Annotated in this window: 18 protein-coding genes; 8 read left to right on the forward strand and 10 right to left on the reverse strand. The window is 69.7% G+C overall.

The annotated features are described in order from the left end of the window. Both IV088_RS23035 and IV088_RS23040 read right to left on the reverse strand, forming a co-directional pair. Nucleotides 1-267, reverse strand: a 267-nt coding sequence (locus tag IV088_RS23035; RefSeq protein ID WP_367171602.1) for a UvrD-helicase domain-containing protein, incomplete at its 3' end; no start/stop codon positions are given. 41 nt (nucleotides 268-308) lie between these two features. After that, the gene (locus tag IV088_RS23040) at nucleotides 309-1,649 is read right to left on the reverse strand and encodes a fused MFS/spermidine synthase (RefSeq protein WP_291106618.1); all 1,341 of its coding nucleotides are present in this window, start codon (nucleotides 1,647-1,649) and stop codon (nucleotides 309-311) included. A gap of 118 nt (nucleotides 1,650-1,767) precedes the next feature. Between IV088_RS23040 and IV088_RS23045 the strand changes: the two genes are divergently transcribed. The 3 genes from IV088_RS23045 (at nucleotide 1,768) to IV088_RS23055 (ending at nucleotide 6,040) form a co-directional block, all read left to right on the forward strand. Then, entirely contained in the window at nucleotides 1,768-2,730 is a 963-nt protein-coding gene (locus IV088_RS23045; RefSeq protein WP_291106620.1) for an AEC family transporter, read from the forward strand. A gap of 424 nt (nucleotides 2,731-3,154) precedes the next feature. Beyond that, nucleotides 3,155-5,350, forward strand: coding sequence for a catalase/peroxidase HPI (gene katG, locus IV088_RS23050; protein ID WP_291106621.1), 2,196 nt, complete (start codon nucleotides 3,155-3,157; stop codon nucleotides 5,348-5,350). 129 nt (nucleotides 5,351-5,479) lie between these two features. After that, the gene (locus IV088_RS23055; protein WP_291106623.1) at nucleotides 5,480-6,040 is read left to right on the forward strand and encodes a histidine phosphatase family protein; all 561 of its coding nucleotides are present in this window, start codon (nucleotides 5,480-5,482) and stop codon (nucleotides 6,038-6,040) included. 281 nt (nucleotides 6,041-6,321) lie between these two features. Here the strand turns inward: IV088_RS23055 and yidD are convergent, their stop codons facing one another. The 4 genes from yidD to hemE all read right to left on the reverse strand — a co-directional run bounded on the left by yidD (nucleotide 6,322) and on the right by hemE (nucleotide 10,781). After that, on the reverse strand, nucleotides 6,322-6,732 hold the full coding sequence (gene yidD / locus IV088_RS23060; protein WP_291106625.1) for a membrane protein insertion efficiency factor YidD: 411 nt from the start codon (nucleotides 6,730-6,732) through the stop codon (nucleotides 6,322-6,324). A 5-nt stretch (nucleotides 6,733-6,737) separates the two neighbouring features. Continuing rightward, complete coding sequence (locus IV088_RS23065; protein ID WP_291106626.1) at nucleotides 6,738-7,118, reverse strand: DUF167 family protein; 381 nt, start codon at nucleotides 7,116-7,118, stop codon at nucleotides 6,738-6,740. A gap of 17 nt (nucleotides 7,119-7,135) precedes the next feature. After that, nucleotides 7,136-9,298: a primosomal protein N' gene (gene priA, locus IV088_RS23070; protein ID WP_291106628.1), complete on the reverse strand. Its 2,163-nt coding sequence runs from the start codon at nucleotides 9,296-9,298 to the stop codon at nucleotides 7,136-7,138. 388 nt (nucleotides 9,299-9,686) lie between these two features. Next, a complete protein-coding gene (gene hemE, locus IV088_RS23075; RefSeq protein WP_291106630.1) occupies nucleotides 9,687-10,781 on the reverse strand; it encodes a uroporphyrinogen decarboxylase in 1,095 nt (364 codons plus the stop codon). 525 nt (nucleotides 10,782-11,306) lie between these two features. Between hemE and IV088_RS23080 the strand changes: the two genes are divergently transcribed. Both IV088_RS23080 and IV088_RS23085 read left to right on the forward strand, forming a co-directional pair. Further along, entirely contained in the window at nucleotides 11,307-11,783 is a 477-nt protein-coding gene (locus tag IV088_RS23080; protein ID WP_291106631.1) for a CYTH domain-containing protein, read from the forward strand. A 13-nt stretch (nucleotides 11,784-11,796) separates the two neighbouring features. Then, the gene (locus IV088_RS23085) at nucleotides 11,797-12,324 is read left to right on the forward strand and encodes a DUF4256 domain-containing protein (RefSeq protein ID WP_291106632.1); all 528 of its coding nucleotides are present in this window, start codon (nucleotides 11,797-11,799) and stop codon (nucleotides 12,322-12,324) included. A 160-nt stretch (nucleotides 12,325-12,484) separates the two neighbouring features. On the opposite strand, the gene IV088_RS23090 is transcribed toward IV088_RS23085, so the two are convergent. Continuing rightward, nucleotides 12,485-13,123, reverse strand: a complete 639-nt coding sequence (locus IV088_RS23090; RefSeq protein ID WP_291106635.1) for a thioredoxin family protein — start codon at nucleotides 13,121-13,123, stop codon at nucleotides 12,485-12,487. Between the two features lie 129 nt (nucleotides 13,124-13,252). Continuing rightward, complete coding sequence (locus IV088_RS23095; RefSeq protein WP_291106672.1) at nucleotides 13,253-15,325, reverse strand: thioredoxin family protein; 2,073 nt, start codon at nucleotides 15,323-15,325, stop codon at nucleotides 13,253-13,255. A gap of 316 nt (nucleotides 15,326-15,641) precedes the next feature. Between IV088_RS23095 and IV088_RS23100 the strand changes: the two genes are divergently transcribed. After that, nucleotides 15,642-16,874: a cyclopropane-fatty-acyl-phospholipid synthase family protein gene (locus tag IV088_RS23100; RefSeq protein ID WP_291106637.1), complete on the forward strand. Its 1,233-nt coding sequence runs from the start codon at nucleotides 15,642-15,644 to the stop codon at nucleotides 16,872-16,874. Here the strand turns inward: IV088_RS23100 and IV088_RS23105 are convergent, their stop codons facing one another. Then, nucleotides 16,875-17,627, reverse strand: coding sequence for an alanyl-tRNA editing protein (locus IV088_RS23105; protein ID WP_291106639.1), 753 nt, complete (start codon nucleotides 17,625-17,627; stop codon nucleotides 16,875-16,877). A gap of 45 nt (nucleotides 17,628-17,672) precedes the next feature. Between IV088_RS23105 and IV088_RS23110 the strand changes: the two genes are divergently transcribed. After that, nucleotides 17,673-18,506 (forward strand): creatininase family protein, encoded by an 834-nt coding sequence (locus IV088_RS23110; protein ID WP_291106641.1) that lies wholly within the window; start codon nucleotides 17,673-17,675, stop codon nucleotides 18,504-18,506. A 94-nt stretch (nucleotides 18,507-18,600) separates the two neighbouring features. Here the strand turns inward: IV088_RS23110 and IV088_RS23115 are convergent, their stop codons facing one another. After that, nucleotides 18,601-19,284 (reverse strand): histidine phosphatase family protein, encoded by a 684-nt coding sequence (locus tag IV088_RS23115; protein WP_291106643.1) that lies wholly within the window; start codon nucleotides 19,282-19,284, stop codon nucleotides 18,601-18,603. A 182-nt stretch (nucleotides 19,285-19,466) separates the two neighbouring features. Between IV088_RS23115 and IV088_RS23120 the strand changes: the two genes are divergently transcribed. After that, nucleotides 19,467-21,806, forward strand: a complete 2,340-nt coding sequence (locus IV088_RS23120; RefSeq protein ID WP_291106645.1) for an ATP-binding protein — start codon at nucleotides 19,467-19,469, stop codon at nucleotides 21,804-21,806. Nucleotides 21,807-21,854 lie beyond the last annotated feature (48 nt).

Here is a 21,854-nt window from a genome sequence, read left to right on the forward strand (position 1 = left end):
CACGCCCAGCGCGTGGAAGGTGCAGATCAGCACCTTCTTCGCGTCGCGCCCCACCAGCTGTCCGGCGCGCTCGCGCATTTCGGCGGCGGCCTTGTTGGTGAAGGTGATGGCGGCGATGCGGTCGGCCGCGAGGCCGGCGGTGATGAGGCGACCGATCTTGTGGGTGATCACGCGCGTCTTGCCCGAGCCCGCGCCCGCCAGCACCAGGCAGGGGCCGCCCACGTGGTTCACGGCTTCGAGTTGGGCGAGGTTGAGACCGGCGGACATGGGTGGGACGGGTGGGAGCGGCGAATGATACGGGAGTGGGCTCAGCGCAGGCGCACGCCGAACTTCTCCAGATCGGCCTGGTTGTGTTCGTCGGTGTAGATGCCGGGTGCCGAGGGCTGGCTGCTGGCGTGGCAGGTGGCGATCACGTTGGCGAACGCTTGCCCCTTTTGCAGCACGTGGGTGGCGCACCGCCCGTACACGCTCTCCATGGTGTCCAGCACGTGGCGGGCGTAGGGCGTGGCCAGACGGCTGTCCAGGATCAGGTTGGCCATCAGCACGCCTTGCGGGTGCAGCGCGCGGCGGGACGCGGCCCAGAACTCGCGGGTGACGAGGTGGCTGGGGATGGACGCGCGGTCGCTGTAGACGTCGACCACCACGGCGTCAAACCGCCGCTCGGTGCCCGCGACAAAGCGGCGCGCGTCCTCGGCGATGAATCCGCCGTTGGCCGGTGCTTGGAGGAAGTGCTGCTCGGCGATGGCCCGGATCGCGGGGTCGATGTCCACATAGGTGTAGCGGTTCAGCGGCTCCCCTTGCGACAGGGTGAATCCGCCCGCGCCGAGCACCAGGATGTCCTTATCCTTGAAGCCCAGGTCGTCCAGCAGCGCCTGGCGCAGGTGCTGGATGTAGCGGTGGGTCTTCGGTGGCTGGCTGTCGTCCGTCTGGGACGAGTGGGAGCGGTTGACCATGAACAGCCTGGGGTTGACCTGGTCGGGCAGGGCCAGCGCCCTGACCTGGTAGTCGGCGTAGGCGGTGTCGGCCGCCGCCACGGGGCCGAGGTTGGCGGCCACCACGACGCCCGCGCCCAGCAGGGGGGCGAGCGCCTGGTGCCAGCGCCGGTGTTCCAGCATCAGCGCGCCCGCGAGCAGGCCCACGGCGCAGGCGACCACCGCCGTGGAGACGCCGAACCACTGCATCACGAACACCGAGAGCGAGACCGAGCCGAGAAAGGAGCCGAGGGTGGACCAGTACAGCGCCATGCCGCTGGCCTGGCCCACGTGGCTGTGCTTCATGAGGTTGCTCAGCACGGGCACCGTCTGCCCCAGCAGCCAGGCGATGGGGCACAGCACCACGGCCATGAACACCAGGTAGGCCAGCACGCCCGGCTGAATGTGGGCGAAGATGGCCTGCACCGTGGGGCCGGCCAGACCGACGCCGGCAATCAGGCCCGCCAGCAGGAAGTTGCGGGCGACGCGCCGCAGGTGGCCGTCCACCACCTTGCCACCGGTGGCGTAACCCACCGCCAGCGCAAAAAGAAAGAAGCCGATGGTCGGCGCGGTGACGATGATGGAGCTGCCCACATGGGGCACGAGGCGGCGCAGCGCGATGATCTCGGCGCCCAGGGAGCAGAAGCCTTCGATGAAGACGATCAGGTAAATCAGCATGGGGTGTGACAGCAAACGGTTGGGCGGCACGGCGTGGATGGGAGGGATCGCCGTTGTGGTGCGTTTGAGTGTGCCTGAGTTGACGGGGCGCGCTCCCGGCGCCTGAGACAATCGCCCGGTGCTGAACATCCTGCTCGTCACCTTCCCCTTCTTCGCGCTCGTGCTCGCGGGCTACGTGGCCGCGCGCCGGCGCATGCTGCCGCTGGAGGCGATCCCGGGGCTCAACGGCTTTGTGTTGTTCTTCGCGCTGCCCTGCATGCTGTACCGCTTCGGCTCGACCACGCCGATCGCTCAGCTGCTGGATGTGTCGGTCGCCGGGGTCTACCTGCTCTGCGGGCTGGTGATGGTGGCCTTTGCCATCGTCTGGACCATGAACCACCGCATCCGCTGGAACGACGCCTCGCTGGGCGCGCTCGTGGCGGCGTTTCCGAACTCCGGCTTCATGGGCGTGCCGCTGCTGGTGGCGCTGCTGGGGTCGGCCGCCGCCGGGCCGGCGATCCTGACGATGCTGGTGGACATGGTGATCACCAGCTCGCTGTGCGTGGCGCTCTCGCGGCTGGACGAGGGCGAGGGCCACGGTCGCGAGGCCATGATCGACGCGGGCAAGAAGGCGCTCAAGGGTGCGGCGGCCAACCCCATGCCCTGGGCCATCCTGCTCGGCGCGGTGGCTTCCTATGTGCAGTTCCGCCTGCCCGGCCCGGTGGAAAAGACCGCCTGGCTGCTCGCCGACGCGGCCTCGCCGGTCGCTCTCTTCACCATCGGCGCGGTGCTGGCGCGCTCGCAGATCCAGTCCAGCCACCCCATGCCTGTGAACGATTACCTGCCGGTGGCCCTGATGAAGCTGCTGCTGCACCCGCTGCTGGTGCTGGCCGTGGGGCTGGCGGCGCGGGAGATGGGCGTGCCGCTGGACCCGTTCGCGCTCACCGTCATCGTGCTGGTCGCGGCCCTGCCCAGCGCCAGCAACGTCTCGCTGCTGGCCGAGCGACTGGGCGCGGACAACGGGCGCATCGCCCGCATCATCCTGGTGACCACGGTGGTGGCCTTTTTCACCTTCTCGGGCGCGGTCACCCTGCTGACCTGAGCCCGGCTCAGCGCGGCGCTGGGGCGGAGCGTCCAATGGCCCGCACCCCAGCGCCAGCCCGCCGCGCCACGAACAGCCCACAAGCTGTTCCTTGACATTTTTTTCGCCCCGGGCTGGTCCGGGTCATTCAAGTCTGGCCCGCATTGGCGCATCCTTGCGCCTGGAGCCTGCCTTGCCTTCAGCCACTTCTGGCACCGCTCTGCTGCACCGCCGCATTGGTGCTTGCTATTGCATTGATTGGATCAATTGAATCGACGTTTCAATAGGGAACTTCTAAAGTACCAGCTCCCACCAACCACGAGCCTTGTCATGAAGCCGACCGAATCCCGCTGCACCGTCTGCATGGACTGGCTGCATGTGCTGGCCGCCATGGCCGCTGCGCACTGACGCGCAGGTCATCCCCCAACCCGACAGGAGAACCACCATGAGCACCCTCAACACCGAAGCCCAGTGCCCCTTCCACGCCGCTGCCGGCGCGCGCGCCACACACGGTGCGCAGTCCAACGCCGACTGGTGGCCCAACCAGCTGAACCTGGCCATCCTGCACCAGCACGCCCCGGCGTCGAACCCGATGGACCCTGGCTTTGACTACGCCGAAGCCTTCAAGACGCTGGACTTCCCCGCACTCAAAAAAGACCTGGCCGCGCTCATGACCGACAGCCAGGACTGGTGGCCGGCCGACTGGGGCCACTACGGCGGCCTGTTCATCCGCATGGCCTGGCACAGCGCCGGCACCTACCGCACGGCCGACGGCCGCGGTGGCGCTGGCACCGGCAATCAGCGCTTTGCGCCCATCAACAGCTGGCCCGACAACGGCAACCTCGACAAGGCGCGCCGCCTGCTCTGGCCGATCAAGCAGAAGTATGGCAACGCCATCTCCTGGGCCGACCTGTACGTGCTGGCCGGCAACGTGGCCATGGAGTCCATGGGCTTCAAGACCTTCGGTTTCGGCGGCGGCCGTGTGGACATCTGGGCGCCGGAAGAAGACATCTACTGGGGCGCCGAAAAAGAGTGGCTGGCCACCAGCGACAAGGCCAACAGCCGCTACGCCGGTGACCGCGACCTGGAGAACCCGCTGGCCGCCGTGCAGATGGGCCTGATCTACGTGAACCCCGAAGGCCCGGACGGCAAGCCCGACCCGGTGGCCAGCGGGCGCGACGTGCGCGAGACCTTCAAACGCATGGCGATGGACGATTACGAAACCGTGGCGCTCACCGCCGGCGGCCACACCTTTGGCAAGGCGCACGGCGCCGGCGACCCGGCGCTGGTGGGCCCGGCGCCCGAAGCCGCCCCCCTGGAAGCCATGGGCTTTGGCTGGATCAACCAGCTCGGCAGCGGCAAGGGCGGTGACACCACCACCAGCGGCATCGAAGGCGCCTGGAAACCCAACCCGACGACGTGGGACATGGGCTACTTCAAGGTGCTGTTCAAGTACGAGTGGGAGCTGGTCAAGAGCCCGTCGGGCGCCCACCAGTGGCGCGCCAAGGACGTGGCACCCGAGGACATGATCCCCGACGCGCACGACCCGTCCAAGAAGCACGCACCCATGATGACCACGGCCGACCTGTCGCTGAAGTTCGACCCGGCCTATGAAAAAATCTCGCGCCACTTCGCCGCCCACCCGGACGAGTTCGCCGACGCCTTCGCCCGCGCCTGGTTCAAGCTGACCCACCGCGACATGGGACCGAAGCGCCTGTACCTCGGCCCTGAAGTGCCGGCCGAAGACCTGATCTGGCAGGACCCGGTGCCCGCGGTGGAGCACCCGCTGATCGACGCCAAAGACATCGCCGCGCTCAAGGCGCAGGTGCTGGCCTCCGGCCTGTCGGTGAGCGAGCTGGTGGGCACCGCCTGGGCCTCGGCATCGACCTACCGGGGCTCCGACAAACGCGGCGGCGCCAACGGGGCACGGGTCCGCCTGGCCCCGCAGAAAGACTGGGAAGCGAACCAGCCCGCGCAGCTCGCCAAGGTGCTGGCGGTGCTCGAAGGCATCCAGGCCACGTTCAACAGCGCGCAGGCCGGCGGCAAGCAGGTGTCCATGGCCGACCTGATCGTGCTGGCCGGTGCCGCCGCGGTGGAGGCCGCCGCCAGGGCAGCGGGCCAGGCCGTCGAGGTGCCTTTCACCCCCGGCCGCACCGACGCCACCCAGGAACAGACCGACGTGGAGTCGTTCAGCGTGATGGAGCCCGAGGGCGATGGCTTCCGCAACCACCGCAAGGCGGCCTACAGCGTGGCGCCCGAAGAGATGCTGCTCGACAAGGCGCAGCTGCTCACCCTGAGCGCGCCCGAAATGACGGTGCTGGTCGGTGGCCTGCGGGTGCTCGGCGCCAACCACGGCGGCAGCCAGGCCGGTGTGTTCACCCGGCGCCCGGGCCAGCTGACCAACGACTTCTTCGTCAACCTGGTGGACATGTCCACCGCGTGGAAGCCGACCGGCGACAACGCCTACGAGGGCCGCGACCGCCAGTCCGGCGCCGTGAAGTGGACGGCGACCCGCGTGGACCTTGCTTTTGGTTCCAACTCGCAGCTGCGCGCCATCGCCGAGGTGTACGCGCAGAACGACGGCAGCCAGAAATTCGTCAAGGACTTCGTGGCCGCCTGGACCAAGGTGATGAACCTGTAATCCCCCGCACCACGGGACTGCCTCCCCCGGCGCAGGCAGGCCTTGCCTGCCGCGGCCCCCGCCGCTTCGGTTGCGGGGGCTTTTTCATGGCGGTGCGAAGATCGAGGCTTTCCACCCGTCCCCCTCCGCATGGCCCTGACCCTTCTGATGGCCCGCCACGGCCAGACCGACCTGAACATCGACGAACGCTGGCAGGGCCGGATCGACGCTCCGCTCAACGCCACCGGCTTCGCCCAGGCCGAGCAACTCGCGTTGGCGCTGCCGGGTGGCATTGATGCACTGGTGGTTTCGCCCATGCTGCGCGCGCGCCAGACCGCCGAGCCCGTGGTCCGTGAGCTGGGCCTGGTGCCGAGGCTGGATGCCGACTTCCGTGAACGTGACTTCGGCCTCTTCGAAGGCCTCACCGCCGACGACGCGGCGCAGCAATACCCTGAGCTCGCCGCCCGCAATGTGGCCTACCGCTGGGACGAAGAGCCGCCCGGCGCCGAGCCCACGCGGGTGGTGGTGGACCGGGTGGCGAGCGGCCTGCAGCGCCTGCGTGAGACCCACGACGGCCAGACCGTGTTGCTCGTGTCGCACGGCTTCGTGGTGCGTTGCCTGCGCCATCTGATCGACGGTGTGAGCGAGGCCGATTTTTTCGCCGTGGCGCGCATCGCCAACGGCAGCTTCCTCACTCGGGTTGTGGCCTGAAAAAGTGCCGGCCAGGGCACCGCCGGGCCGGCTTTGCCGGCCAGCCGGTGCCCCTTTGGGGGTCGCGCGAAGCGCGGCGGGGGTGTTTCAACCGGCGCGGTCTTTCCGGTCGGCGTAGGGCGGTATGTACACACAGGGCAACGCTGAATAAGTCCCCGTGGCGCGGGCATCCTGCTCTCGGGCGGTCTGCGGCGTTGCAAAGCCTCGCCGGGCCACCCGGCCCGTCTGCGTTTTGCGCCTTGCAGCCCATCCCGACAGCAGGCGCCCGCATTCACGGGGACTTATTCAGCGTCGCCATAGCGCTCGGCCCGCCGCTTGCTCTTTCGATCCGGCCAGTCACAGCCACCCACATCGCAGCAGCTGAACACGTCGCACACATCGAGCTTGCCGGCCGAGGGCGTGACGTCCAGGTCGCACGGCAGATCACAGCCGCAGTCGCCGCGCTCGCGTGCCGGCGGTCGGGGCCGTGCCAGGGTGTGCCGCCGATGCACCACGCCGCACAGCCCGGTGCGCTGGCGCAGCACGAGCCAGCCCTTGCCCACGCCAAAGCGGCGGATCGCGCGGTAGCCCAGCGCCGAACAGCTGCAACGCCCGGTGTGCACCCGGTAGGCACAGACGAAGCCCTTGTGCGGCGACACATACCGCTGGTAGAGGCGGATGGCGCCGAGCGTCGCCGAGCGCAGCAGGTCCATGTGGTTCAGGGCTCCAGCAGTTTGGCCAGCACGGCCGGGATCTTCTTGGGCGCCAGGATGCGCAGCTGCTTGTTGACGTTGAAACGGCCGAACACCACGGTGATCGCCTTGGCGGGCACGTCGAATTCTTCCGCCAGAAACTTCACCATGTGATCGGTCGCCTTGCCCGCCACCGGCGTGGCCGTCACGCTCACCTTCCACTGGTGGCCCTTGGTTTTGCCGATGGCGTCGCGTTTGGCGGCCGGCGTGCCCAGGATGTTGACCACCAGCGTGTCGCCGTCCCACGCGCAGGGCGTGTTCAGCTTCATGCGCGGGGCGGTGGAGGGCGCTTCGGTGTGGTCGTCGGACGGCTGCGGCGGGGGTGGTGTTTTGGGTTTGCGTGCCATGGCGCGGTCTCAGTCTCTCAGATCGACAGTGGGTCCACGTCCACCGCCCAGCGCACCAGGCCCTTGGCCTCGGGCGCGCTGCGGCAGCCGTGCAGCACCGGTTGCCAGGCCGCCAGAAAGCGCTGCAGCGCGCCGCGCGAGGCGCTCTCCACCAGCAGCTGTGCGCGCTCGACGTTGGCCACGCGCTGGATCGTCAGCGGCACGGCGGGGTAGAGCGTGATCTGTTCGCGGTGCGGCAGGCCGGCGGCCTGTGCGGCGGCGATGGTGAGGAAGGCCTGCGCCGCCTGCTGGGTGCGGGCGTCGGCGCGCAGCAGCGCCTGCGCGCCGTAGGGCGGCATGCCCGCGGCCTCGCGGTCGGCGAGCTGCTCGGCGGCGAAGCCCGGGTAGTCGTGTTTTTTCAGGGCGACAAACAGCGGGTGTGTCGGGTGCCAGGTCTGCACCCACATCTCGCTGGCCGCGCTCTGCGCCGCGTCGCGGCCCGCGCGCCCGGCCGCCTGCATCAGCAGCGCAAACAGGCGCTCGGGCGCTCGGTAGTCGCTGGCGAACAGGGCCGAGTCGGCGTTGAGGCCGGCCACCAGCGTGATGCGGCGGAAGTCGTGGCCCTTGGCGATCATCTGCGTGCCCACCAATACATCGACCTCGCCGCTGTGCAGCGCGGCGAGCTGCTGCTCCAGGCTGCCTTTGGTGCGGGTGGTGTCGGCGTCCATGCGCGCCACCCGCGCCGGCCCGCCGTCGGGGCGCTTCACGTCCAGCATCAGGCTGGTGAGCTGTTCCTCGATCTGCTCGGTGCCGCGCCCCACGGGCGCAATGTCCAGGTTGCCGCAATCGGGGCAGGCGCGCGGCACGCGCGAGGTGAAGCCGCAGTGGTGGCAGCGCAGGGTGCGGTCCAGCTTGTGGAACACGCGGAAGGCGCTGCAGTTCGGGCACTCGCTTTTCCAGGCGCAGGCGTCGCACGAGAGCACCGGCGCGTACCCCCGCCGGTTGAGCAAGACCAGGCACTGCTCGCCGCGCGCGATGCGCTCCTGCATCGCGGCCAGCAGTGGCGGCGAAATGGGGGTGCCCTTGGGCTGGTGGTTCATGTCCACCAGCCGCAGGCGCGGCAGCGCGCCACCGCCGATGCGCCCCGGCATCGCCAGCCGCAGGTAGCGGCCCTGGTCGGCCGCGTGCCAGCTCTCCAGCGAGGGCGTGGCCGAACCGAGCAGCACCTGACAGCGGGGCGTCGCCCCCTCTCCCGCCAGCGGGAGAGGGTTGGGGTGAGGGGGATTGGTCAGCGCCTCACTCTCCACCTTCGCCCGGTACACCGCCAGGTCCCGCGCCGAATACCGTGCGCCCTCCTGGCTCTTGTAGCTCGGGTCGTGCTCTTCATCCACCACGATCAGCCGCAGCCCCGGCAGGCTGGCGAACACCGCCATGCGCGTGCCGAGCACGATGCGCGCCGCGCCCGTGTGCGCCGCCAGCCAGCTGGAGAGGCGCTGCGCCGGCGTCATGCCACTGTGCAGGCAGACCACCGAGCCGGCGCCGAACGCGGGCTCGAAGCGCTCCCGGAACCGTGCCTCCAGCTGCGGCGTGAGGTTGATCTCGGGCACCATCACCAGCACCTGGGTCAACGCCTCGCCCTCGGGCACCGCGGTCTGCAGCACGTCCTGCGTCGCGCGCAGGTAGACCTCGGTCTTGCCGCTGCCGGTGGCGCCGTACAGCAGCACCGGGGCGCTCGCGCCCTCCAGTGCTGCCAGGGCCTCGGCCTGTTCGGTGCTCAGGGGATGGCCGCCCGGTTCGCCCGGGGGGGCGGATTCGGCCGCTGCCGCCTTGGCGCGTTTCTTCAGACGGCGGGCGAGCTGCGTGGCGTCCAGCTCGCGCAGTTGCGGCGGCAGGGCGGCCAGCGCCACCTCGCCCAGGCTGCGCTGGTAGTACTGGGCGGCAAATTTCACCACCTGGCGCCAGCGCGCGTTGAGCGGCGGCAGGCCGTCGAGCACGCCGGCCACGGCCTTCGTCTGGGCCTCGGTCAGCCCGTCGGGCGGTTCGCTGGGGCAGTCCCAGACCACGCCCAGCACCTCGCGCGCGCCCAGCGGCACGCGCACCAGCGTGCCCGGCGTGAGCGACAACTCACTCCGGTAACTCAGGATGCCGCCCACGCCGCTGTGGGCGGGGGTGGCGATCACGACGCCGGGCCAGTAGGGCATGGTTAGCGGTTCTTCCTCAGTCGAACTGTCGGAAAGTGATGTAAGTCATTGATTTGACATGGCTTCCACAGCTGTCCAAGCTTTCTGTGGATAACTTTGTTGATAGGTGCTTTTTCCGCGCCCGGAAGCCTTGTAAATCAAGGCCTTTCTTAAATTGCCCAGAAAAAAAGCAGAAATCAAAACTCAATGAAATCAACAACTTAGCGCGTCACCCCACCGGGTGTGCTGGCTCTGGTGTGTTGAAACCTCCATGTCGCACCGCAGCACGAAATTTGTGCATAAGTAAGGCATGTCAAGCGTTCTTTTTTTGATTTTCTGTGCTAAAGGCCCGGGCCGAGAGTGCTTTTGCATGCGATCCGTGCACACAAACCCCGGCGCGCGGGGCGGCTCAGGCCTGGGCCCGGAGGCGTCTGGAGTGGGTGTGCACCGCGTCCACCAGCACCTTCACGCTCTCCGGCGGGGTGTACTGGCTGATGCCGTGGCCGAGGTTGAAGATGTGCGTGGGGCCGGTGCCCGCGCCCTGGTGCGGCGTGCCAAAACTCTCCAGCACGGCCGCCACTTCGCGCTCAATCGCCTCGGGCGGCGCGAACAGCACGTTGGGGTCGATGTTGCCCTGCAGGGCCTTGCTGTCGCCCACCGCCGCACGCGCTTTGGCGAGGTTGACCGTCCAGTCCAGGCCCAGCGCTTCGCAGTCCAGCCCCTTCATGTCGTCCAGCCACAGGCCGCCGCCCTTGGTGAACACGATGCGCGGGATCTTCACGCCGTCCTTCTCGGTCTTCAGCTGCGCCAGCACGCGCTTGGTGTAGGCCAGCGAAAACTCCTGGAACTTGCCGTCGGCCAGCACGCCGCCCCAGCTGTCGAACACCATCACCGCCTGTGCGCCGGCGTCGATCTGCGCGTTCAGGTACACGGCCACCGAGTCGGCGTTGATCGCCAGGATGCGGTGCATCAGGTCCGGGCGGCTGTACATCAGGCTCTTGACCGCGCGGTAGTCGTCCGAGCCGCCGCCCTCCACCATGTAGCAGGCGAGTGTCCAGGGGCTGCCCGAAAAACCGATCAGCGGCACCCGGCCATTCAGCGCCTTGCGGATGCTGGTCACGGCGTCAAACACGTAGCGCAGCTTGTCCATGTCGGGCACGGCCAGCGTGGCCACGTCGGCCTCGGTGCGCACCGTCTTGGCGAACTTCGGGCCTTCTCCTTGCTGGAACGTGAGGCCCAGGCCCATCGCGTCCGGCACGGTGAGGATGTCGCTGAACAGGATGGCCGCGTCCAGCGCGTAGCGCTCCAGCGGCTGCAGCGTCACCTCGGTGGCGTAGTCCACGTTGGTCGCCAGCCCCATGAACGACCCCGCCTTCGCGCGCGTGGCGCAGTACTCCGGCAAATAGCGGCCGGCCTGGCGCATCAGCCACACGGGCGTGTGTGCGGTGGACTGGCGCAGGCAGGCGCGCAGGAAGGTGTCGTTCTGCAGAGGGGCGAAGCTCATGGGGGGATCCGGTTGCGGTCGTCAGACGGGAAGCGGCGATTATCCCGTGTGGGGTGGGGCCGTCACGCGGCGGAGGCTTGATCCTCCACAATGACCTCGATGTGTTCAGCCTGCCGAAGGAGAAGCCCCATGCAGGTCAACCGCTCCCGGCGGGCCGTCTTGATCGCGGTCGCCCCGTTGCGGGCCCCCGGGGTCGGCCGCTAAACTGAACGCGCTTCAGGTGCCGCTCCCCCCAATGCTGGCCCCACTCGGTACGCCAGTCTGGTTTCGGCGGTGGCCGGTACCGTGGCGCTCAGGCACTCCAGCGGCTTCACCAAACCCTTCCCCGCCGCCCTTGCGGGGCTTTCTACGTGGTGGCCATCTGGCTCATGGCGGTCGTGGTCTTGCTGAACCTGGGGACCAGGCCCTGACGCCCGACCCTGCAGGACTTTCCATGCGATCCAGCGGCGCAGACGACAGGCGTCCCTTCAACGAGCGCACCACAACACCCATCACCCATCACCCACCGCCCATCACCCACCGCCCATGTCCACCGAAATCGAACGCAAATTCCGGGTCACCGGCACCGCCTGGCGCACGGTCGATGGCCAGCGCATCTGCCAGGGCTACCTCAACCGCGACAAGCACCGCACCGTGCGGGTGCGCCTCGCTGGCGTGCAGGCGTTTCTCACCATCAAGGGCGTCACCACCGGCGCCACCCGGGCGGAGTTTGAATACGCCATTCCGGTGGCCGACGCCGAGGCGCTGCTCGCCCTGTGCGACGGGCCGCTGATCGACAAGGTGCGCCACCGGGTCGAACACGGCGGCTTGCTCTGGGAGGTCGACGAGTTCCTTGGGGACAATGCCGGCTTGGTGGTGGCCGAGGTGGAGCTGGCGAGCGAGGACCAGCCGGTCACCCTGCCGCCCTGGGTGACCGAGGAGGTCACGACCGACAGCCGCTATTTCAATTCCAGTCTCGCGACCCACCCGTTCAACCGGTGGGACCCCTCCAAAGACCGCTGAAAGGACCGATCCCATGGAACTGCTGGACACCCTGAAACGCCGCTTCGAGACACACATGCCCCGGCACAAAGGGGTCGCCTGGGCCCAGGTGCTGGCCCGCCTGGAAGGCCGCCCCGCGGTGCTGGAGGTGCTGCGCGAGATGGAGGCCACCGGCGGTGAGCCGGACGTGGTGGCGCTGGGCGGTGAGCCGAAGTCGCTCGTGTTCTGCGACTGTGCGGCCGAGACGCCGGCCGGCCGGCGCAGCCTCTGTTACGACGAGGCGGCGCTGGCGGCGCGCAAGGACAACAAGCCGCCCGGCAGCGCGGTCGGCATGGCGGAGGCCATGGGCGTGGAGTTGCTGACCGAGGTGCAGTACCGCGCGCTGCAGGCGCTCGGCGAGTTCGACCTGAAGACCTCCAGCTGGGTGCTGACGCCGCCCGGGGTGCGAGCGCTCGGCGGCGCGCTCTTCTGCGACCGCCGCTACGGCCAGGTGTTCACGTACCACAACGGGGTGCAGTCGTACTACGCCGTCAGAGGCTTTCGTGGTGCCCTGCGAATCTGAATCCGATCAACTGAGTCCATGTGCGTGCAAAAGCCACAGTGCACAGAACCACTGCGACGCGTGATGCAGTGCCACCCAGGGCACCGCCGGGCCGGCTTTGCCGGACGGCCAGTGCCGCCCCCCTGGGGGGGCGCGCAAAGCGCGGCGGGGGGTTCCTGTCTCAACTCTTGTATTTGATGCTGCAGCCGTAGGGCTGGCTGGTAGGGGTGCTGACCGGCTTGCCGGCGAGCAGTTCGCCGAGGCCCTGGCGCACGAAGTTGGTGGCTTTTCCGATGTCGGCCACGCGCGCCGAGGGGATGCTGTCGATGCCGCCCGCGTAGGCGAGCTGGCCCTGGGCGTTGACGATGTACATGTGGGGCGTGACGCGCGCCCCGTAGGCGGCGCCGACCTGGCCGTCTTCGTCCATCAGCGCGGCGCTGGGGCTGGCGCCTTTGTCGCGCATCCAGCGCGCGAGCTGGGGCGGGGTCTGGTAATCGCTGCTGGCGTCTTCGGTGGAGTTGATGGCGAGCCAGACCACGCCTTTGCCGGTGAACTCCTTGTGCAGCCCCTGCATGTTGCCTTCGTAGTGCTTGCGCACGAAGGGGCAACCCGGGTTGTTCCACTCCAGCACCACCAGCTTGCCCTTGAATTGCGAGAGCTTCACGGGCTGGCCCGCCGTGTCGTTGAGCGTGAAGTCGGGCGCGGGCTGGCCCACGCTGGCGGCGGCCAGCGCCCAGCGCGGGGCCAGGGCGGGCAGGGCAGACGCGGCACCCAGGGCCAGGCTCCGGGTGATGAAGGGGCGGCGTTGCAGCATGGTCATGACTCCGTTGGGTGACAAAAACCTATGACAAGCGCAGGTGTCTTTGGTTCAAGGCCCCCGCGGAACCGGCTTCGCCGGGCCGCCAGGGGCGCCCCCCTTGGGGGGTGACGCCGAAGGCGGCGCGGGGGGCTACAAACCCTTTATCGCCGTGCGCACTTCGTTCACGGTCAGCACCTCGGTCAACACCCGGGGCGGCTGGCCGTTCTGGTAGATCGCGTACACCGGCACGCCGTTGCGCCCCAGGCTGGCCAGCGCCTGCGTCACCAACGGGTCGCGGCGGGTCCAGTCGGCGCGCAGCAGGGCCACGTTCCTGGCGGCCATGTCGGCCAGCACCTCGGTGTCGGCCAGGGTGCTGCGCTTGTTGTACTGGCAGGTCACGCACCAGGCGGCGGTGAAGTCCACGAACACCGGACGGCCTTCGGCCAGCAGCGTGGCCTGGCGCTCGGGGCTCCAGGGCTGCCAGCTCACGCCCTGCACGGCGGTGGCCACCTCGGCGCCGGGGCTGGCGTCCTGCAGGCGCGTCACGTTCGGCCCCACCGCCCAGCCCAGCCACAGCAGGCCGGCCAGCGAGAGCGCAGCCAGCACCGTGCGGCCCTTGCCGCGCAGGCCGAGCGCCCACACCAGCAGCGCCAGCACCACCAGCAACATGAGTAGGGCGGCCGCGCCGTCGATGCCGCTTTGTTGTCCCAGCACCCAGAGCAGCCACACCACGGTGGCGAACATGGGGAAGGCCATGAGCTGGCGGAAGGTGGCCATCCAGGCGCCGGGGCGCGGCAGCGCGCGCGCAATGGCCGGCCACCAGCTCGCTGCGAGGTACGGCAGCGCCATGCCCAGGCCGAGCGCGCCAAACACCGCCAGCGCCTGCAGGGTCGGCAGGCCGATGGCCAGGCCCAGCGAGGCGCCCATGAAGGGTGCGGTGCAGGGCGAGGCGATGGCCGTGGCGAGCACACCGGTCAGGAAGGCGTCGGCCGTGGGGTTCTTCGCCTGCAGGCTGGCCACGCGGCTGGGCAGCACGTTGCCGAACTCGAACAGGCCCGCGAGGTTGAGGCCGATCAGCGTGAACAGCACCGCCAGCGCGGCCACCACGCCGGGGCTTTGCAGCTGGAAACCCCAGCCCAGCTGCTCGCCCGCCGCGCGCAGGCCGAGCAACAGACCGCCGAGCGCGAGGAACGACAGCACCACGCCCGCGGTGTAGGCCAGGCCGTTGGCGCGGTGGGCGGTCTTGTCGCCGGCGTGCCGGGCGAAGGCCAGCACCTTGATGGCCAGCACCGGGAACACGCAGGGCATGAGGTTGAGGATCACGCCGCCGAAGAGGGCGCCGAGCAGGGCCGCCCAGAGCGACACCGGCACGCCGGGCGCCGGGGGGGGCGTGGCGGCGCGGGCAGCGTTGGCGTCGAGCGCGGCCTGCAGCGCGTCGGGCACGGCCGCCGGCAGCGCGGCCACCGCGGGCCATTCGCCCTGCACCGGCACCTCCAGCCGCACGCCGGCCGTGCCCGCACCCTCGCCGGGCGGGTGGGCCTGCGCGACCACGAGGGCGAGCTGGGCGGGGCTCTCGCTGCGCTGCGGCGAGAGCGGCACGCGGGCGGTCCAGCGCTCGCCGTCCCAGGCCTGCGTCCAGGGGCTGCCGGGTTCGATCAGGCCCGTGGTCTCGGGGAAAAACTCCAGCGCCTGACCGCGCCAGGCGGCGGGCAGGCCCGCGAGGGCGACCTTCAGGAAGCCGGGCTCGGGCTGCAGGGCGCTGTTGTCGGGGGCGTGGGCCTTGGGCCCGGCGGCGAGGGCGGCGTCGAACGCGGCGCCGTTCAGCGCGGTCGAGCCCTGCACCGGGATGCGCAGCGTGTAGCTACCTTCTTCGGGGATGCACTCCTTGCGGCAGGCGAGCCAGGCGGCGGAGAGTTGGGCGTCGATGTGGGTGCCGGTGAACGACGGGTCAATGGTCAGCGGCACCGGCAGCAGCACCGTGCCGTTGTAGCCGTAGTTGGCCAGGGTGCCGAGCGGGAACTTGCGCGGCGTGGGCCAGGCGATGGCGCCGGCCGTCACGCCCGGAGGCAAGGTCCACTGCAGCTCGGTGGGCAGGCCGGAGTCGCCCGAGTTCTTCCAGTAGGTGTGCCACTCGGGCGTGTGCGTGAGCTGCAGGCCGAGCCAGACCTGGGCGCCCGGCGTGGCACCCTGGGGCGCGTGGGCCAGCAGCTCGCCGCGCACCATTTGCGGCGGTGTGTTCTGCGTGGTGTTGCCGCCCAGAATGCCCTGGGCCAAGGCGGTGAGGGGCAGCCACACGGCGAACAACAGACCGGCCAGCAGGCGGCGGACGGCGGGAGACAAGGGCTGGGGCAACGGCATCGGAAGCAGACGGTGAGGGAGGGCGCGCAGCGGCGCTGCAAGGGTATGAGGGGCCGGGCTCGCCCAAGTTCCTGGGGCCGCGCCGGACGCCGCACAAATATAAGGCAACGCTGAACAAGTCGCGCGCGGGCCGCACATTGACTACAAACGGGGGTGGAACACATGGACATGGAGGCCACCCATGGGATTCATCGTGGAGCGCGCCCTGCTGCCCTGGGCGCAACGGGTGAAGCAGCGGGCCAACCTGCCGGTGCGCCTGAGCTGGGGCGCGGGCGGTGGCTCGTCGCTGGCGCTGGGCGACTTTGAGCAACCGAGCGTGGAGGTCCGCGTGCGCGACCCGGCGGCCTGGCCGCTGCTGATCGACCCGCAGCTCGACACCCTCGGCCAGGCCTATGTGGAGGGGCTGGTCGATGTGGACGGCCCGCTGGCCGACATCCTGGCGGCGGCGCACGGCCTGGCCCAACACGCCGAGCCCGCGGGCGGCCTGCTCGGGCGCATCCGCCGCCGCCACGGCCACTCGCGCGAGAGCGACAGCCAGGCCATCCAGTACCACTACGACGTGTCGAACGCTTTTTACGCCGAGTGGCTGGGCGAGGGCATGGTGTATTCCTGCGCCTACTTTGAACAGGGCGACGAGACGCTGGACGCCGCGCAGGCGAAGAAGATCGACCACATCCTGCGCAAGATCCGCCTGCAGCCGGGCCAGCGCCTGCTGGACATCGGCTGCGGCTGGGGCGCGCTGGTGCTGCGCGCGGCACAGCACTTCGGCGCGCGCTGCGTGGGCGTGACACTGTCGCAGAACCAGGCCGATCTGGCCCGCGAGCGGGTGAAGGCGGCCGGGCTGCAGGACCGCATCGAGATCCGCCTGCAGGACTACCGCGACGTGACCGTGCAGCACGACGGCCCGTTCGACCGCATCACCAGCGTGGGCATGTTCGAGCACGTGGGGCTGGACCACCTGGCCGACTACTTCGGCCACATCCGCCGCCTGCTCCCGCCCGACGGCTGGGCCATGAACCACGGCATCACCAGCACCGACCCCAACGACGGCGAAACCGCCCTGGGCGGCGGCAGCTTCATCCAGCGCTACGTGTTCCCGCGCGGCGAGTTGCCACACATCGGCACGGTGCTGCGCACCCTGCAAGAGGGCGGGCTCGAAGCGGTCGACGTGGAAAACCTGCGCCGCCACTACCAGCGCACGACCCAGCTCTGGAGCGAGGCCTTCGAGGCGAACACCGCGCAGATCAAGCCGCTGGTGGACGAACGGCGCTGGCGCATCTGGCGCATCTACCTCGCGGGCTGCGCCTGGGCCTTCGAGCACGACGAAGTGGCGCTGTACCAGGTGCTGTGCCGGCCGGCGGGGCAAAGCGCGCAGGGGCTGCCGTGGTCGCGGCAGTGGATGTATTCGGGCTGATCAGTCCTGAAACCCCAGCACCACCCGGCGCGTGGTGGCGCTCTTCTTCTCGATCTTGGTCACGATCACGCGGCCGATCTCGGCGGTGTTGGCCACGTGGGTGCCGCCGCAGGGCTGCAGGTCGATCAGCTCGCTCAGATCGGCCGGGCCAATCCGCACGGTGCGCACCGTGCCGCTGCCGCGCGGCGGCGAGACGCTCATGCTCTTCACCAGCGCCGGGTTGGCGTCGAGCTCGGCGTCGGTGATGGCGCCCAGCGTGACCGGGTGCGCGGCCGCCACCAGCGCGGCGAGACCGGCGCTGAGCGCGTCCTTGTCCAGCGGATCGGTCATGTGGAAGTCGAGCCGCGCGTACTCGGGCGTGATCGAGCAGCCGTTCACCGGCATCGCCACCAGGTGGCACAGCAGGTGGGTGCTGGTGTGAAAGCGCATGAGACGGTGGCGCCGCGCCCAGTCCACCCGCGCGGTGAGCGCTGTGCCGGGCCGCAAGGCCGCCAGCAGCGCTTCTTGTCCGGGTGCCGGCACGTGCACGATGTCTGCCGTGGGCCGGCCGTCGGCGTCCTTGCCCTTGCGGGTGTCGGCGATGGTGATCGCGCTGCCGTCGGCCAGCACCAGCTCGCCCGTGTCGCCGGCCTGCCCGCCGCCCAGCGGGTAGAACACCGTGCGGTGAAGCACGATGCCGTGTTCGTGGACGGCGGTCACGGTGGCGCTGCATTCGCGCTGGTACGCGTCCTGGCGGAAGAGGTCTTGGGTCATGGTGGCATGTTACGGCGCCACGGCCACAGGCCGTAAACTGAAGCCATGACATCCCTCGCCCGCCACTGGTCCGACCTCAGCACCGCCGATTTCGCCACGCTGGACCGTGCGCGCGCCATCGCTGTGCTGCCCGTGGCCGCGACCGAGCAACACGGGCCGCACCTGCCGCTGTCGGTGGACACCGACCTGGTCAACGGCGTGATCGCCGCCGCGCTGCCGCACATCGCCCACGACCTGCCCGCGCTCTTCCTGCCCACGCAGGCGGTGGGCTTCAGCCCCGAACACACGCGCTTCGCCGGCACGCTCACGCTCAAGGCCGAGACGCTGATCCGCGTCTGGACCGAGCTGGGCGAGTGCGTGGCCGCGAGCGGCGTGAAGAAACTGGTGCTGCTCAACAGCCACGGCGGCCAGGTGGGCGCGCTCGACCTCGTGGCGCGCGACCTGCGCGCGCGGCTGGGCATGCTGGTCTACAGCGTGAACTGGTTTGGCCTGCCGCTGACCGACGCGCAGGGCCAGGACGTGAACGCGCGCTTCAGCGCCGAAGAACACCGCTTCGGCATCCACGCGGGCGAGATCGAAACGGCCATGATGCTGGCGCTGCACCCTGGGCGCGTGCGCATGGACAAGGCGGAGTATTTCCGCTCCACCTCACAAGGCCGTGCCGAGCGCTTCGCCATCCTGGGCAACGGCAAGAGCGCCAAGCTCGGCTGGATGATGCAGGACTACAACGCCAACGGCGCGGTGGGCCACGCCGCCGCCGCCACCGCCGAGAACGGCCGCGCGGTGCTCGACGCCGCGGGCCGCGCACTGGCGCAACTGCTCGGCGAAATCGACCGGCTGCCGCCCGACACGCTGACCGAGCGCACCGCCTTCGACTGAGGCAACCGCCCGTTCGGGCTGAGCCTGTCGACGCCCTCTCGCCGACCGGGCAGGGGATGGCGGCGTTTCGACAGGTACAACGCGAACGGAGCCTTCAGGCGTACGTGATCCAGTGCGCGAAGTCCGGTGGGTCCAAATGCGGCAGCGTGTTGTAGGTCAGCAGCGTGTGCCGCTTCGCGCTGAACTGGAACTCCGTCACCGCGCTGTTGCGGATGCGCATGTTCAGGTCGATGGTGGCGTCCGGGCTCAGGCCCAGCACATGGCCCACGGCGGTCGAGATCGGCCCGCCGCTGGAGACGAGCAGCACCTGCTGTTCCCGGTGGTGGGCGCGCACATGGTCCAGCGCGCTGGTGATGCCGTGCACGAAGTCGGTGTACGACGGCATGCCCTCGGGGCTCACGGTGCCCGCCATCCATTGCGCCAGGCCGTCGCGCAACAGCCGGAAGTGCGCGCGGTAGCCCTCGGGGGAGGTGGGGTCGCCCAGCGTGGCGTCGCGCCCGCGGGGCAGCACCGAGCGGATCACCGCTTCGCTGTCGTACTCGTTGAGGCCGGGCCAGACCAGCGGCTCGGTGTCGAGCCCCGCGCCCCGGGCGATGCCGGCCCAGGTCTGGGCGTGGCGCTTGAGCGAACCCATGAGCACCGCGTCAAAACGCTGCCCGCGCTCGGCCCAGTAGGCGCCCAGGCGCTCGGCCTGGCGCTGCCCCAGTTCGCTGAGCTGGTCGTAGTCTGCGGCGCCAAACGAGGCCTGGCCGTGGCGCACAAGGTAGAGCGTTCCCATGGGGCGCGATTCTGTGGGCTGCGCCCGGCCCGGCTTTGTCCCGGCAGCGACTGGCCGGCGCCTGCGTGTCGCACAGATGTCCCCGGGCGCCAGAAAAGGCGGTCTTTGGGCCGCGTTTTGCGGGGTATGGCCGCCATGGCCCTGTGTTTCAATTGCCTGCATGTCCGTCTTTGCCCTCGTCCATGCTGCCTGACCTGCCCACCCTGTTGCTGGTTCGCCTGGGCGTGGACGCGCTCATCGCGGGCGCCTTCTGGTCGCTGATGCGCCGCTACCCGTCCATCGGCGGGCCGGGCTGGTGGTCGCTGGGCTCGGTGATCAGCATCGTGGGCACGCTGGCCCTGATGTCGCGCGCCGGCGGGGCCGGTCCGATGATGGCTGCCACCTCGGCGGTGCTGTTGTTCGGTGCCCACGTCTCCACCTGGATGGGGCTGCGCAGCTACCTGCGCCTGCCCATGCCCTGGCGCGTGCTGGGCGGGGTGTTCGGGGTGCACGCGGTGCTGCAGGTCGGGTTGGCGCTCCACGGGGACCGCAGCGCGCCCCATCAAGTCGTCTACGCGGTCGCTGGCCTGGTGCTCGTGGCGCTGGTGCTGCGCGACCTGATGGGCCTGAAAGCCCACAACTCGACCCGGGAATTCCATGAGCTGACCCTGGTGACGCTGGCCGAGGGCATCGCGCTGCTGCTGGTGCTGGGCTGGATGGTGACCCGCCAGCAGTCGGTGGAGCAGGTCTCCGCCGGCTTCATGCTGGCGTTTCTGCTGACCAAGTTCCTGCGGACGCTGATCTACAGCGCCCTGGTGTCGCTGCGGCTGCGGCAAGACATGGAGCAGGCGCGCAAGGCCATGGCCGAACGCGAGGCCGATTCGCGCGCGCTGATCACCAACCTGGGGGCGGGGGTGGTGGTGTTCCGGCCGGACAGCAGCATCGTGTCGGCCAACAACGCGGCGCGTCGCTTCTTCGACTGGCCGATCGATGACAACCCGCAGGCCGACAGCCTGCCCTTGCCCGCGTGGCACCTGTTGCGCGAGGACGGCGGGCTCATGCCTCGCCACGAGGTGCCCTTCGAGCGCGTGCTGGCCACGGGGCAACCCGTCCTGGGCATGGTGGGCGGCTTCCAGACGGGCCGCGACGGCGCGGTGCGCTGGGCGCTGTGCAACGCCTACCCCGAGAACGACGCCATCGGTGGCCTGCGGCATGTGGTCTTCACCTTCGTGGACATCACCTCGCTCAAGCAGGCCCAGCAGCAGCAACACGTGCTCGAAACGCAGCTCGCCCAGTCGCAGAAGATGGAGGCCCTGGGCACCCTGGCCGGCGGCGTGGCGCACGATTTCAACAACATCCTGGCCGCCATCCTCGGCAACGCGGACCTGGCCCGCCAGGACCTCCCGCCCGCGTCGCCCGTGCGCGAAAGCCTGCACGAGATCAGCAGCGCGGCGCGGCGCGGGCGCGAGCTGGTGCGCCAGATCCTGGCCTTCAGCCGCCAGCAGCCGCTGGCGCGCACGCCGGTCAGGCCCGGGGCCATCGTGGCCGAGACCTGCAGCCTGATGCGCGCCGCGATCCCGCCGCACGTGCAACTGGTGCAGCAGGTGGCGCCGAAGCACCAGGCCATCCTCGCCGACCCCACCCAGCTCGGGCAGGTGCTGCTCAACCTGGGGACCAACGCGGTGCACGCGCTGCTGGGCCGCCCCGGCCGCATCGAGTTTCAGGTGGCCGACGTGGCCCCGTGGGACCCGGTGTTGCCGGCCTCCGTGGCCGAGGCCTGTCGCGACAGCGGGCGCGGTGCGGTGCGCGTCAGCGTGATGGACGATGGCTGCGGCATGGACGACGCCACGCGCGCGCGCATGTTCGAGCCTTTTTTCACCACCAAGGTGGTGGGGCACGGCACCGGGCTGGGCCTGCCGGTGGTGCTGGGCATCGTGGAAGCGCACGGCGGCGCCATCGTGGTCGACAGCAGCCCCGACGCGGGCACGACCTTCACGCTCTACTTTCCCGCGACCGCCGGCCCCGCGGTATGCCCCTCTTCGACCGGTGCAGGTGTTTCGCCGGCCGAAGACGGCACAATGTCAGCCGTTACAAGTGGCGTCGCCCAGTCGCCCCCCCCTCATCCAGTGGAGCAACCTGTCATGGCCGATGAACCGAGCAGCACCCCCCGCCACATCCTGTACCTCGACGACGACGACACCCTGGTGTTTCTCGTTCGCCGCCTGCTGGAACGGCGCGGTTACAAGGTCACGGCCCTCACCGATCAGCAGCAGGCCATCGACGCCGTGCGCGCACAGCCCGAGGGCTTTCACCTGCTCATGACCGACTACAACATGCCGGGCATGTCGGGCATCGACGTCGCGCGCGAGGTGCTGCTGATCAACCCCCGTCTGCCGGTGGCCGTGGCCTCGGGCTACATCAGCGACGAACTGCAGTCCGAGGCGCAGGCCGCGGGCGTGACCGAGGTGGTGTTCAAGACGGACGCGGTGGAGGCGTTCTGTGAAATCGTTGCAAGACTTGTAGCCCCCCCGCGCCCCGCCTGAGGGCGGGTCACCCCCCAAGGGGCGATGCGAGTGGCCCGGCGAAGCCGG

Origin of the sequence: Hydrogenophaga sp. (genome assembly GCF_018780075.1) — a bacterium.
Lineage (GTDB): Bacteria > Pseudomonadota > Gammaproteobacteria > Burkholderiales > Burkholderiaceae_C > Hydrogenophaga.

Excerpts from the sequence above, each read along its gene's own strand:
- yidD (WP_291106625.1), bottom strand. The coding sequence starts at position 6,732 with ATGGACCTGCTGCGCTCGGCGACGCTCGGCGCCATCCGCCTCTACCAG.
- IV088_RS23055 (WP_291106623.1), top strand. The coding sequence starts at position 5,480 with ATGGCCCTGACCCTTCTGATGGCCCGCCACGGCCAGACCGACCTGAAC.
- IV088_RS23095 (WP_291106672.1), bottom strand. The coding sequence starts at position 15,325 with ATGGTGCGCGGCGAGCTGCTGGCCCACGCGCCCCAGGGTGCCACGCCG.
- IV088_RS23105 (WP_291106639.1), bottom strand. The coding sequence starts at position 17,627 with ATGACCCAAGACCTCTTCCGCCAGGACGCGTACCAGCGCGAATGCAGC.
- hemE (WP_291106630.1), bottom strand. The coding sequence starts at position 10,781 with ATGAGCTTCGCCCCTCTGCAGAACGACACCTTCCTGCGCGCCTGCCTG.
- IV088_RS23040 (WP_291106618.1), bottom strand. The coding sequence starts at position 1,649 with ATGCTGATTTACCTGATCGTCTTCATCGAAGGCTTCTGCTCCCTGGGC.
- priA (WP_291106628.1), bottom strand. The coding sequence starts at position 9,298 with ATGCCCTACTGGCCCGGCGTCGTGATCGCCACCCCCGCCCACAGCGGC.
- IV088_RS23090 (WP_291106635.1), bottom strand. The coding sequence starts at position 13,123 with ATGACCATGCTGCAACGCCGCCCCTTCATCACCCGGAGCCTGGCCCTG.
- IV088_RS23115 (WP_291106643.1), bottom strand. The coding sequence starts at position 19,284 with ATGGGAACGCTCTACCTTGTGCGCCACGGCCAGGCCTCGTTTGGCGCC.
- IV088_RS23065 (WP_291106626.1), bottom strand. The coding sequence starts at position 7,118 with ATGGCACGCAAACCCAAAACACCACCCCCGCCGCAGCCGTCCGACGAC.
- katG (WP_291106621.1), top strand. The coding sequence starts at position 3,155 with ATGAGCACCCTCAACACCGAAGCCCAGTGCCCCTTCCACGCCGCTGCC.
- IV088_RS23110 (WP_291106641.1), top strand. The coding sequence starts at position 17,673 with ATGACATCCCTCGCCCGCCACTGGTCCGACCTCAGCACCGCCGATTTC.
- IV088_RS23120 (WP_291106645.1), top strand. The coding sequence starts at position 19,467 with ATGCTGCCTGACCTGCCCACCCTGTTGCTGGTTCGCCTGGGCGTGGAC.
- IV088_RS23100 (WP_291106637.1), top strand. The coding sequence starts at position 15,642 with ATGGGATTCATCGTGGAGCGCGCCCTGCTGCCCTGGGCGCAACGGGTG.
- IV088_RS23085 (WP_291106632.1), top strand. The coding sequence starts at position 11,797 with ATGGAACTGCTGGACACCCTGAAACGCCGCTTCGAGACACACATGCCC.
- IV088_RS23080 (WP_291106631.1), top strand. The coding sequence starts at position 11,307 with ATGTCCACCGAAATCGAACGCAAATTCCGGGTCACCGGCACCGCCTGG.